This is a genomic window from Candidatus Hadarchaeales archaeon (genome assembly GCA_038736355.1).
Lineage (GTDB): Archaea > Hadarchaeota > Hadarchaeia > Hadarchaeales > WYZ-LMO6 > WYZ-LMO6.
The window spans coordinates 77,416-90,217 of record JAVYML010000001.1 but is presented as its reverse complement, the minus strand read 5'-3'; the positions used below and the strand labels follow the sequence as shown (position 1 = coordinate 90,217).

The window sequence follows — 12,802 nt, the reverse complement described above, 5'->3', positions numbered from 1 at the left end:
GATGAAGTTGAAGAAGAAAGGGGAGAAGGAGGAGAAAAAGGAAGATCCTGCCCCCCCGCCGGCGGAAAAGGGTGAGAAGTCACCTCCCCTCGCGATGAGGCTTGATCAGCTGGAGGCCCAGGTCACTGCCCTCGCCAGCTTCAGGGAGGTTTACGATGCGAGGTTCACCACCCTGAGCGAAAAGATTGGGGAGATAAGGTCGATGGTCCTCACGCAGGCCAAGGACAACGCCGAACTGAAGGCGAAGGCAGAGAAAGCCCTCATGGCCATAGAGGGGATAAGACCCGAGGAGTTCAGGGCCGCCATCATGAGGAGGGATGCGGAGATAGAGAAGCTGAATACTAAGCTGGTGGCCCTGGAGGACATGATCAAGAGCCTGATGAACGAAATGAAGGAGTTCAGGTCCACCGTGGCCCAGTTCAAGGGGATGGAAACCATCCTGGGAATGACCGATGAGGCCAGGAAGAACATGCTCAGGATTCAGCAGCTGAAGGATCAAGTGGAAGTGATGGCGGATAAGGTGATGGCAGCCTTCCTGGAGTTCCAGCGTGGTTTCAGGGACGTGACCAACCTTTCCCTCAAGCTCGCCACCCTGGAGGAGACGGTGAAGCCCTTGGAGAAGATGGTGAGCCAGATGGATGTGGTGGTGAAGCAGGCGGTGACGAAGGCGGAGCTGGCAAAGCTCACGGGGGATCTGGAGACCATGAAACGTCTTGCCCAGGAGATCAGGGAATACTATGAGAAGATGGCCTCCAGAAAGGATGAGCTCGAGACCCTAAGGGAGGAACAGAAAAGAGAAGTGAAGAGGTTGGAGACCAAGTACAAGAGGGAGCTCTCCAAGCTCAATGAGAAGGTGAGGGTTTTGGAGAGGGTTTCCTCCAGGATCCTGAATCTCCTCCTTTCCACCAAGTGATTTTTAAAGTAATTCCTGACGATGTAGGATGATGGGGACTTTTGAGGGGTTGAAACAGCTGGAGGGAGAGGCTTGGTCTTGAGGAGGAGGGGTTTTGTGCTCGGGGTATTTTCGGCGAAGGGAGGTGTGGGGAAGACCACCACGGTTTCCAATCTGGGGGCGGCCATTGCCCAGAAGAAAAAGGGGAAGGTGGTGATCATGGAGACCAACATGACGGCCTCCAACCTCGGTCTCTATCTGGGTGTGGTGGACCCACCCGTGGTGGTGCAGGATTTGGTGTACGGAAGGATGAGGGTGGAGGAGGCCCTGATCAAGACCCCCTATGGCCTTCACCTCCTCCCGGGTTCCGTGGCTTACACGGAGGAGGTTCCAGCCGTGGATTTTTCCCCCATCGTGGAAGTTCTCAGGAAGAAATACGAACTCATCATCCTGGACACCGCTCCCGGTTTCGCCCCAGAGGTCACGGCAGCCATGAGGGTTTGTGATGCCATCATCGTCTGTTGCCAGCCCCAGATCCCCGCGATAGCGGGCACCCTGCAGACCCTGAGGATGGCAGAGCGTCTGAAGGTTCCGGTGATAGGTTGCGTCCTCACGAGGGTTACGGGGAAGAGGTGGGAAATACCCATCTCCGAAATCAGGAGGACGTTGGGCTGGCCTTCGCTTGCCGAGATCCCCGAGGATGAGATGGTTCCGGAAAGCATCACGAGGGGAACCCCCGTGGTGCTCTGGGCCCCCCGCTCTCCCGCGGCGCTGGGTTATCTGAAGCTCTCCTCTCAGCTCCTCTCCTACCTCAGGCGCATGAGGGTCAGGAAGAAGGCCAAGAAGAAGGCCAAGAGGGGTTCCAAGAAGTAGTCCCAGTCCCTCCCGAAGTTCGATGGTTCAAGGAGTTACGTTTCCCTAGGCTGAGTCCTTTCCCTGGCCACCTCCTCCACTGCCCTGGCCGGCGCCTCCCCCAATCTGTGTTCGAGGTCCTCCAGCAACCTTCCCGCCAGCGAGCCCAGTTGCCAAAGATCCACGTAGAGCTGAACGGGTGGCACGGCTCCCTTTTTCCCCAGCCTCAGGAGGTGCTCGTCGGGGGTAAGGACGAAGAGGTTGGGCCTTTTCTTCTTGGGTCCATAGATCCTCCTTACTTCCTCGGGGGGAGCGTAGACGAAAACCCTGGAGTAGTCCACGGGACAGAAACCGAAAAGTCTCCTGTATCCGGAGTGGGCGGTGAGGAGACCGAGGGAGGAGAGCCTTTCTTCCACCTTGGAAAGGGTTTCGGCGGAAAAGGTGGTGTAGACCACATCCCCAGAGATTTCCCTGGTGGCCGCCCAGTAGAGGAGCATCCTTTTGGGATCCACCAGTCTGAAGCCCAAGGGCCTCCTCTCCACCATCCCCATGAGCTCGAACTTCGAAATGAGGGGGTTCACCGTTCCCAGGGAAAGACCGCAGTTTTCCGCCAGCTCCTTCTGGTTGAAGAACCTCCTTCCCTTCTCGTGGTATTGGTGGAGGATCTCCCTCATCACCCTGTCTATCTTCCTCACCCCTCTCCCTCCTCCACTTTCCTTTTTAAGGTTTCGATTTAAATCGAAACAAAACTTCCCTGGGAAACCGGCGAGGGAGGGGAGGGAGAGAGGTTTCATTGGCGGGTGGAGGTGCGCACCGTCTCCTGCGAGAGGGTCCAGAGGAGGGATTCCTCCCCTGCGGAGAGGACAGAGGCTTCCCTCTCCCTCCTCCTGAGCCTCCTGCTCCTCTTTTCCTCCCTTTCTCCCGTTCTGGCCGAGGATTGGTATGAGCTGGAAAGCTGGACGGGTGGAGGGGAGGGAACGGTGGGATGGTCGGCTCTGGAGAGCTGGGAGGGAGGGGTGAGGACGCTGGGGCCTCCCCAGCTGCTCCGTCCTCTCCACGCTTCCTTCCTCCCCATAGCCACTCCCACCCTCGACTGGTCGGACGTAGAAGGAGCCACTTCCTATCAACTTTTGGTGGACAACGATCCCAACTTCATTTCCCCCGAGATCAACGTCTTCTCCACCTCCAGCGAGTACACGGTCCCCTCTCCGGGTCTTCCCGATGGCATCTGGTACTGGAAGGTCAGGGCCAAGGCCGGAGCCCTCAGCTCCCCTTGGTCGGAGGTCAGGAGCTTCACCGTGGACACGGTCTTTCCCCCCTCACCTTCCCCCCTCTCACCCATGGACGGGGACAATTTGTTGGAAGATCAGCCCCTCTTCCTCTGGTCCAGCGTCTGGGACTCGAGCGGCGTGAGCTACATCCTGGAAATAGACAACGACCCTGACTTCGGTTCACCCCTCTACAGGAAAACGGGGTTGACGGAGAATCAACACAGGCTCGAAAACAAGCTCTGCGAGAACTTCTCACCCTATCACTGGAGGGTCTGCGCCGTGGACGGGGCAGGGAACGAGAACTGGTCCCAGCCCTACACCTTCACCCTGAAGGTCTTCCCCTTCACCCTGGTTAAGCCCCTCTTCCCCTACTGGCAGACCTCCTCCCCCATCCTCGTGGAGGTGGAGGCCCATGATAACGATGGGTCCGTGGAGAACGTGGAGCTCTGGTTCCGCTACTCCCCCGACAACTCCAGCTGGAGCTCCTGGACCCTCTACGACAACCTCTCCACCCCTCCCTATACCTTCCCCTTTGTTCCCCCCAACGGACAGGGGCACTACCAGTTCTATTCCAGGGCGTGGGATGACAGGGGGAACTACGAGCGGGCCCCTCCGGGAGCGGAGGCGGAGGTGGGTTACGACAACACTCCACCCGCCACCCCCTCCCCCTCCCTTCCCGAGAACGGGGCCACCGTGGAGACCCCCACTCCCACCCTGGGATGGAGCGGGGTGGAGGACATTTCTGGCGTCACGTACGAGCTGGAAGTATACGAGGATCTGAGCCTCCTCTATCGCCTGTTCCTCGCGGAAAACGTGCACTCGCTGGAGAACGCCCTTGAAAGCGGGAGCTACCGCTGGAGGGTGAAGGCCAGGGACGGAGCGGGATGGGAGAGCGATTGGTCCGAGAACTACTACTTCACCGTCCGTCTTTGGAAAGAACTGGAGTCCTGGTGGACGGGCTCGGCCGGCCGGGCTTCTTGGCGAGAGGTGGAGGGGTGGATGGGGACGGTGGTGGCACCGCATGTGTGGAAGGAACTGGAGGGATGGGGAGGATCCTGTTCGACGAGAGGGGACTGGGAAAGGATGGAGGAGTGGATGATCCTCACGACCTCTCCAGCGGTCTGGCAGGTCCTTGAAGGATATGCGGTGTTCCTTCCCTCTTCCGTTTTCTGGTACAAACTGGAAGGTTTTGGTGGTGTGGCGATGACCCAGCCCCTCTGGAGGGGGGTGGAGAGCTGGCAGGGAAGTGTGGGGGGAATCACCGGAGCTTGGAGGGAGACGGAGAGGTGGTCGGCCTCCTTCCAAGTTTTTCAGGGTTCCTGGCTTCCTTTCGACTCCTGGTCCTGTTTCTCTTCTTCTCCCGTCCCACGGCCCAGTCTGATTTTCCCCAATGATGGGTACAACACCCGGATCTCCCCCATTTTGGAGTGGGAGAACCTCCAGCCCGCAGACAACTTCGAGCTCCAGGTGGACAACGAGCCCACCTTCTCCGAGCCCATCATCTACTGGAAGAGAGGCCTCACGGTCACCTCCCACGAGCTGGAGAACGGACTCCAGGACAACCTCTACTACTGGAGGGTGAGGATGTTCAGGGGAGGGGAGAACTCCCCCTGGTCCGAGGTCTGGAGCTTCAGGGTGGATACGGTACCCCCGGCCAAGCCCATTCCCCTGAGTCCTTTGGCCGGCGAGAACGTGGGGGACAACACCCCCACCCTGACCTGGCAGGCCCCACTGGAGAACTCCCTCCCGCTGACGTACTACGTGGAGGTCTCAATCTCGAGATACTTTGAGCCCGAGAACGTGGTGAGAAAGGATTGGGTTTCATCCTCCTGCTGGGAGGTTTTCCCCTCCCTTCCCGATGGGGTTTATTACTGGAGGGTCCTAGCCAGGGACAATGCCGGCAACACGGGTCTCTTCTCAGAGACCCGCTCCTTCAGGATAGACACCCTTTCCCCGCAAGTTCCTGGTCAACTCCAGCCCGAAAACGGGGGCTGGACAACCTCCTCCCCAGTTTTCATCTGGCAGTCCGTTCAGGAGAACTCCCTCCCCGTCCTCTACGGCTTCCTCCTCGCTTACGATGAAAACTTCTACCTAAAGGTGGAGGAGCTCTGGACTACTTCTACTTCTCTCTCCCTCCTCCTTCCTGAGGGCACCTACTGGTGGAGGGTGGGGGCAAAGGACAATGCGGGGAACTGGAGCGGTTGGTCGGGTGGAAGGTGGTTCAGGGTCGATAACACTCCTCCTTCTAAGGTTACCTTACTCCGCCCCGAGAACGAGGGTTGCGTTGGTCAGCAGGTGGAGCTGGAGTGGGAGAACGCGACGGACGAGGGGGCGGGGATAAGGTGGTACGAGGCAGAGGTGGACACCGACCCTGATTTTTCCTCCCCGAAGTGGAGGGAGAACTCCGCGGAAAACCGTTCCTCCCTCCTCCTAGAGCCAGGGGAATACTGCTGGCGCGTCAGGGCATGGGACAACGCGGGAAATCCGGGAGAGTGGTCGGAGGTCAGGTGGTTCAGGGTGTGCAGGTGGGAGGTGCTGGAGGGATGGAGGGTGGGTGCCGGGTATCTCCCCGGATGGCAAAAGGCGGAGGAATGGATGGTTTCCCTCCTGGCGGAAGCGGGTTGGAAGGAGCTTGACGGCTGGTCCATGGGTACTCTAGCGATCGGGAGTTGGTCTTCCCTCGAGGGGTGGATCGCTTCCATGGGGACCCCTAGTTGGTGGAAGTCCCTGGACTCTAGGTGGGGGAGCGCAGGGGCATCCGCCCGGTGGCAAGAGGTGGAGGGATGGACGGGAAGGAAGGAGGCGCTTTCCAGCTGGAGGAAACTGGAGGAATGGCAGGCATGGCTCCCCTCCCCCTCGGGCTGGAGGAAACTGGAGGAATGGATAGAGAGAACGGAGACGGTAGCCGGTTGGAGGAAACTGGAGGAATGGCAGTTACAATCGATTTCTCCAACCGCCTGGAGGACACTGGAGGGTTGGACGATAACGGTTTGCACTCAATGGGTCTGGTATGCTCTGGAGGGTTGGACGGTTGGTCTTCCTTCTCCTTCGGGCTGGCGGGCGCTGGAGGGTTGGACGATGATGGCTTGGGCCCCAGCCCGTTGGTCGATCCAGGACTTGTGGTACGGAGGGATGGAGGCAACATCTTCTTGGTTAGAGGTGGAGGGCTGGAGGGTCGCTTTCCAGGCTCCAGCCTTCTGGAAGGCTTTAGAGGGGGGTTCTGTTTGGTTTGCCACCACTTCCAACTGGAGTCCCCTAGAATGCTGGCGGGAAGAGGGTATAGGACCGGCCGAATGGAGGATGCAGGACTGCTGGGACGCGAATGGTGAAGCGAGGATTCAGTGGGTGAGAGTAGAAGACTGGATGGCGGTAACGGGCACCCTCATTCGGTGGAGAGAAGTGGAAGGCTGGTCGGGAGAAGGAAAGAGTGGGGCAGGCTGGCAAGAGCTGGAGGAAAGGGAAGTCCTGGTAAACGCGGGGGCGTCCTGGAAGGAAGTGGAGGGATGGTTGGGCGCTTCCTCTTCTCAGCCTTCCAGCTGGAGAGAGGCCGAAGCTTGGATGCTGGGAATTTCCTCCCTTCTTCTCTGGAGGGTACTGGAGAACTGGACGGCCAGGCCCTTCCTTCCCGCTTTCTGGTACTCCCTCGATTCTTGGACCTCAACCCTCTCTTCCCCCGTTCCCTCCCCCCTCCCCCTCTCCCCGCCCTCCGGGACCAACACCAGGGATACCACCCCCACCCTGAGCTGGGAGAACCTCCAGCCCGCAGACAACTTCGAGCTCCAGGTGGACAACGAGCCCACCTTCTCCGAGCCCATCATCTACTGGAAGAGAGGCCTCACGGTCACCTCCCACGAGCTGGAGAACGGACTCCAGGACAACCTCTACTACTGGAGGGTGAGGATGTTCAGGGGAGGGGAGAACTCCCCCTGGTCCGAGGTCTGGAGCTTCAGGGTGGATACGGTACCCCCGGCCAAGCCCATTCCCCTGAGTCCTTTGGCCGGCGAGAACGTGGGGGACAACACCCCCACCCTGACCTGGCAGGCCCCACCGGAGAACTCCCTTCCGCTGACGTACTACGTGGAGGTCTCCCCCGATAAGGTCAACATAGCGGAGAATGCCTGGATCTCCTCCACCAGCTACGAGACTTCCTTCAAGGAGGACGGTATCTGGTGGTGGAGGGTCCTAGCCAGGGACAATGCCGGCAACACGGGTCTCTTCTCCGACTGGAGGAGGTTCCGCGTGGACACCCTTCCTCCCTCCGCCCCCTCCCTCCTCTCCCCGGAGAACGACAGGTGGGTGCAGACCTCACCGATTTTGAGCTGGGGAGCGGTGGAGGAAAACTCCCTCCCCGTTACCTACAACTTGGTGATCCTCTACTATCCCAGCCTGCTGGTGAGGGAGAACGTGTGGACGGACTCCACCTCCTTCGCCACCACGCTGGACGAGGGAAGGTACCTCTGGAGGGTGAGGGCCAGGGACAACGCCGGGAACGTGGGGCCATGGTCGGAAAACCGTCTCTTCGGTGTGGACAATACTCCTCCCTCCGGGGTGGAGCCCCTCTTCCCCGAGAACGGTGCCTTCCTGGAGCTTGGGCCCATCCAGCTGGGGTGGACTTCTTCCGTGGATGCTCCCTCCGGGGTGGATGGCTACCATCTGCAGGTGGGGGCGGGGCAGAACCTCTCCCCCATCCTCCACGAGAATGGGGAGGTGGAAGAGAGTACTTACACCTGGGTGCCTCCTTCCCCGGGAGTTTACAGCTGGCGCGTGAGGGCTCTCGACCTCGCGGGGAACGCGAGTGAATGGTCTGAGGTCAGGTGGTTCAGGGTGTGCAGGTGGGAGGTGCTGGAGGGATGGACAGTTGGGAGTGAGGCGCCAGCGGGATGGGAGGTGCTGGAGGGATGGGAGGGTCACGCGTCCTCTCCCTCGGGCTGGAGGATACTGGAGGGATGGGGAGGCGGAATTGAGGCCCCCTTCTCGGGCTGGGGGTGGTTGGAAGGCTGGAGTGATGCGGTTCGCACGGTTCAGGCTTGGTGGGGGGTGATGGAGGAGTGGACGGTCTTCCTTCCCGCGAACGTGCGGGCGCCCGTACTCCTCTTCCCCGAGAACGGGAGGAACATGAAAGAGAATGCACCCACGCTGGGCTGGGAAGCCGTTTTCCTGGCGGACAACTACAGGCTCCAGCTCTCCTCCGAGGCGCCCGAGTGGAGAACGGAGAACGCCAGGGTGGGAAGCGAGCCCCTGCAGCTGGTGGACGGTTCTTCCAGAAGGGGGGAGGTGGTGGGAGGATCCTTGGAGAACACCTGGTGGGAGGATGGGATTTGCGAGAACATAGCGGAGAACGAGGAGGACAACACCCTCAACTGGGAACACAGGATAGAGAACGTACCACAGGCCACCCACTACGTGTTGAAGGTGAAAGGCAGGACGAGCGGGGATGAGAACGTGGGGGTATACGTGTGGGAGAGAAGTGGCTGGAGGTTCCTGGGCATGCTTGGAGGGGAGGAAAGGACCCTGCAGTTCTCCTTCGACTCGCTGGAACTGCCAAAGTATCTGGTGGATGGGGCGATCCACCTGAGGTATCTAGAGGACACCCCCGGCGATGTCAGGACGATCCTCCACGTGGACCTTTGCGTGGTGGAGGGATGGTTCCAGGACTTCCCCTCCTTGCTCCTGGACCAGGTGCTGACCGAGAATTGCTACGCTCTTTCCCCCCTTCCCGATAATCTGTACTACTGGCGTGTCAGGGCCTCCGTATTGGGTCTGGTGGGGGAGTGGTCGGAAATCCGGACCTTCAGGGTGGACACCCTTCCCCCCTCGGCCCCCACTCCCCTTTCTCCCGCTGACGGTGAGAACCTGAACACTCCCACCCCGCTCCTCACCTGGTCCTCTCCACCCGAGAACTCCCGCCCCCTGAGCTTCTTCGTGCAGTTGGCCCTGGATTGGCTCTTCACGCGGTTGGTGGAGAATTCTGGCTGGATCCAGCAGAATTACTGGGTTCCCTCCCCCCTGCAGGAGAACATCTACTATTGGAGGGTCTTCGTGAGGGACAACGCGGGGAACGAGGGCCCCGCGCCTTCCTCCATCCGGAGCTTCAGGGTGGACCTCACCCCTCCCCCTGCCCCCCTCCTCCTCTCCCCGGCCGAAGGCGAAAACCTGAACAACAGTACCCCCGTTCTGAGATGGGAAAGTGTGTGGGACATCTCCCTCCCGCTCAGCTACAACGTGAAGGTGGAGTACGGTCCGGTCACGGTTTACGATGTGACGGTGTCTGAGAACTTCTGGCAGGTGCCACCCCTACCCGTGGACGGGATCTACACCTGGAAGGTGAGGAGCAGGGATGGAGCGGGTAACTGGAGTCCCTTCACCCCTCCCCGTACCTTCCAGCTCGACAGGGTCCCACCCCCCGCCCCTTCCCTCCTCTCCCCGGAGAACGGGGAGAGCCTCAGGGAGGTGGAGTTCCGGTGGAGTTCCGTGGGCGAGAACTCCCTACCCGTGAGGTACAGGGTGATCCTCAGCGACCACGGGGAGTTCCCCTATGAAAACGCGAGCTCGGGATGGCTGGAAGGGGAGAACTGGAAGATGGATCTGACCCTACCAGACGGGATCTGGTACTGGAGGGTCCAGTCCAAGGACAACGCGGGGAACGAAGGAGAACATTCGGAGGTGCGCTGGTTCAGGCTGGATACGCTTCCTCCCCAGGACGTCTCCCTCCTCTGGCCCGATAACGGGGCTACGCTGGAGAACTCCCAGCCCGTCCTCACCTGGAGGGAGGGAACAGACAATTCCACCCCCCTCAGGTACAGGGTCCTAGTTTGTAGGAAGGGTGTGGTGGAGAACTACCTGGATTCGGGCTGGATTCTCGAGAACTGGTGGGAGGTTCCCCTCTCCCTCCCGGACAACGATTACGAGTGGAGGGTCTTGGCCGTGGACAAGGCGGGTAATGTTTTCGAAACTCCTTCATGGTGGTTCAGGGTGGAGAACGCTTCACCACCCGCTCCCCTTCCCCTCTCCCCCGAGAACGGGAAGGTGGTGGGCGTTCCCTCGCCCCTCCTCGTTTGGCAACCCTCCTGGGACATCTCCCAGCCCGTCCTCCATAGGATATGGGTGGCTGTGGACGAGAACTTCGAAAACGTGGTGGCGGATTCCGACTGGAGGGAGAACGATCGCTGGGAGGTCTGGCCTCCCCTCGAGGACAACCTCACCTACTACTGGAGGGTACAGGCTAGGGACAACTCCGGAAAGGAAAGTGAGAACTCCCCCACCTTTTCCTTCTTCACGGACCTCTGGCCTCCTTCGGGCTTGGAGCTCCTCTCACCCGCCAATGGGATGGAAGTGGAGACCTTCACCCTCATGTTCAAGTGGAGGAGCGCGAGGGACAATACCTCCGTTCTCTACGAGTTCGTGGTGGACAGCGAGCCGGGGATGGTTTGGCCCTTCGTCCATGCGGAAAACACGCATGAAAACTACCTCATCGTGGGTTTCTCCCTTCCCGGAACCTACTACTGGAGGGTGAGGGCAAGGGATGAAGCGGGCCATGAGAACCTCACCGAGGTGTGGAGTTTCACCATAAGGAAATGGTGGCGTCTGGAGGACTGGAGCGCCGGTCTTTCCGCTCGGGAAGAGAGGGGATGGGTAAGGCTGGAAGGAAGCACGGTTTCCTCCAGGACCATCTCCGCCGTTTGGAGGGAGGTGGAGAAGTGGAATATCGGGGCGAGGGGAGGGGTGGGATGGAGGAAGCTGGAGGAGAGGAGGGTGATGGTGCAACATCCTGCCTCCTGGAGGATGGTGGAGGGAAGGAACTTCTCCATGAAGGGTCCTCCCATGAAGGGATGGGTGCAGCTGGAGAACAGGGTGGGAGGGATCGTGGCTCCCCATGGATGGAGGAAGCTGGATGGATGGGAGGCGGAGGCGGTGACGGTTGCGGGCTGGGGATGGGTGATCGTGGGTGGGCCCCCCTTCGCCCTGGAGTGGGTACCTCTCGAGGAGTGGAAGGTAGGGGTGAAGGGTTGGGCACCCCCCTCCCAGCGTGAGGTCCAGCTGGACTATATGGAGGCGGGGATTTCGAGAACGGTGGAGCTGAGCTGGCTGGGAACATGTCTTCACAAGCTTGAGATCGAGGTGAGGGAGAGTGGAAGGGTAACGATGGTGATCTGGGAGGCGGAAGATTTCCCCCTCCACCTCCCCTCCGACTCGGTTCCCTACCGATACTTCCATCTCACCCCCGACACTCCCCTTTCCCAAGCGAGGGTGGAGGTGAAGGTGAGCCGTCGGTGGATAAGGGAGGAAAGAATAGACGTGAGGACCATAAGGGTGAAGAGGATTCCCTCCCTAGAGGAACTCAACCTAGAGGTCTCGGGGAAGGACGGGGAGTACCTCTACTTCCAGTTCAGGACGGAAGAACTTGGTACCTTCCTCCTCTACGGGCAGAGGGTGAAACCGGTTCCCCTCCCACCCGTTTCCCTCCTCCCCGTCTTCGAAGTGCCGGCAGCCCCTTCTTCCACCCTCCTTCTCCTGATCTTCTTGGGCATGATCTTGGCAATGTTGGGCTTCTCCCTCTACCAAGTAAGCTGGTCCTTTAGGTATGGGAGGATGATGGGTCTCCTCAAGAGGGCCACGGAAAGGGAGCGCAGGAAGGTGCTTAGAGAGAGGGTGAGGTTAAGCAGCAGGGAAAGGGAGAGTCTGGCGAGGCTCTCCTCCCTCCTGCGCAGGGCTGGCATGCCCAAGGTGGTGCCAGTGCGCAGGCGCCTGGCCAAACCGGAGAGGGTGGCGGTGGAGGCCTTGGAAAGGTTCATCAGGGAGAGGAGAAAGAAGGCGGGTCTCACCCAGCTGGAAATGGAAAAACTGAGGAGGAGGGCGAGGAAAGAACTGGCCTCCTGGGAGGTCCTAGAAGAAGTGGTGAAGCGTAAGAGAAGGGAGGTGCTGAAGAGGAGGGTTAGAGGGTCTTCAGGCGCTCGGAAAGGAAGGAGGCGAGCTCCCTGAGCTTGACGGCGGCCTTGGATCTGGGGCGATACTTCACCACGGGAATGCCAGCCGCCGTGGATTCCCTCACCCTCTTGTCTTCCGGAATCACCCCTATCACGGGCCAGCCCAGGGCTTTCCTTATCTCCCCTATCGAGAGCTCGAAGGGTTCCCCCGCCACCCTGTTGACCACCACCCCCAAGATGGGGACCCTGTACTTTTCGGCCGCCCTAAAGGTCTTGAGGGTGCTGGCTATGGTGGGTACGTAGGGATTGGTGACGATGATCATCCCCGTGCAGGCTTTGAGGGCTGCTACCACCTCACTCCCTATCCCTGGGGCTGAGTCCAAGAGGATGAGTTCGTAATCCCTCTTGAGGGGGGAAAGGAGCTCGCGCAGATCTGGGGGTTTCACCTCGTCCTCGTAGGCTATGGAGCCCAGGATCATGGATATCCCCTGGATTTTCAGAACGGCTTCCTCGATGGGAAGATCGGAGGAGATCACGTCGTGGATGGTGATCTTGGGGGTGAGCTCCCCGAAGTGTAGGCCGAGGTTGGGGGCTCCCAGGTTGGCATCCACCGCCAGAACCTTCCGCTTGAGGTCCGTAAGGCTCGAGGCAAGGTTGGAGACGACGGTGGTCTTTCCCACCCCTCCCTTGCAGGAAAAGACTCCTATGATCTTGGCTTCTCTGGGCTTGATTTCCACTCCCTTTTCCTTCTTGGGGGGCCTGAGGAGGAGGGCTGGAAGCTTTTTTTTGGTCTTCGTGGGCACATTCTCCTTTTCCCTAGAACCCTAAAATAGCCCGGTGCCAACCCTCTTAATCCCCCAATT

General features: G+C 59.9%; 5 protein-coding genes. 3 read left to right on the top strand and 2 right to left on the bottom strand.

Annotated elements, in window-relative coordinates; genetic code table 11:
• The first annotated feature begins 1 nt into the window (after nt 1).
• A complete protein-coding gene (locus QXG22_00425) occupies nt 2-913 on the top strand; it encodes a hypothetical protein (protein ID MEM0358467.1) in 912 nt (303 codons plus the stop codon).
• Nucleotides 914-985: 72 nt separating this feature from the next.
• Nucleotides 986-1,765 carry an AAA family ATPase gene (locus tag QXG22_00420; GenBank protein ID MEM0358466.1) on the top strand — a complete coding sequence of 260 codons (780 nt, stop codon included), beginning with the start codon at nt 986-988 and terminating at the stop codon, nt 1,763-1,765.
• Nucleotides 1,766-1,800: 35 nt separating this feature from the next.
• Here QXG22_00420 and QXG22_00415 read toward each other — a convergent pair whose 3' ends face one another.
• Nucleotides 1,801-2,439: a hypothetical protein gene (locus tag QXG22_00415; protein ID MEM0358465.1), complete on the bottom strand. Its 639-nt coding sequence runs from the start codon at nt 2,437-2,439 to the stop codon at nt 1,801-1,803.
• Nucleotides 2,440-2,544: 105 nt separating this feature from the next.
• Between QXG22_00415 and QXG22_00410 the strand changes: the two genes are divergently transcribed.
• A complete protein-coding gene (locus tag QXG22_00410; GenBank protein MEM0358464.1) occupies nt 2,545-11,994 on the top strand; it encodes a hypothetical protein in 9,450 nt (3,149 codons plus the stop codon).
• Here QXG22_00410 and QXG22_00405 read toward each other — a convergent pair.
• Nucleotides 11,948-12,742: a P-loop NTPase gene (locus QXG22_00405; protein MEM0358463.1), complete on the bottom strand. Its 795-nt coding sequence runs from the start codon at nt 12,740-12,742 to the stop codon at nt 11,948-11,950. The genes QXG22_00410 and QXG22_00405 overlap by 47 nt on opposite strands.
• Nucleotides 12,743-12,802 lie beyond the last annotated feature (60 nt).

Coding starts and splice junctions, on each gene's coding strand:
- QXG22_00425 (MEM0358467.1), top strand. CDS start 2: ATGAAGTTGAAGAAGAAAGGGGAGAAGGAGGAGAAAAAGGAAGATCCT.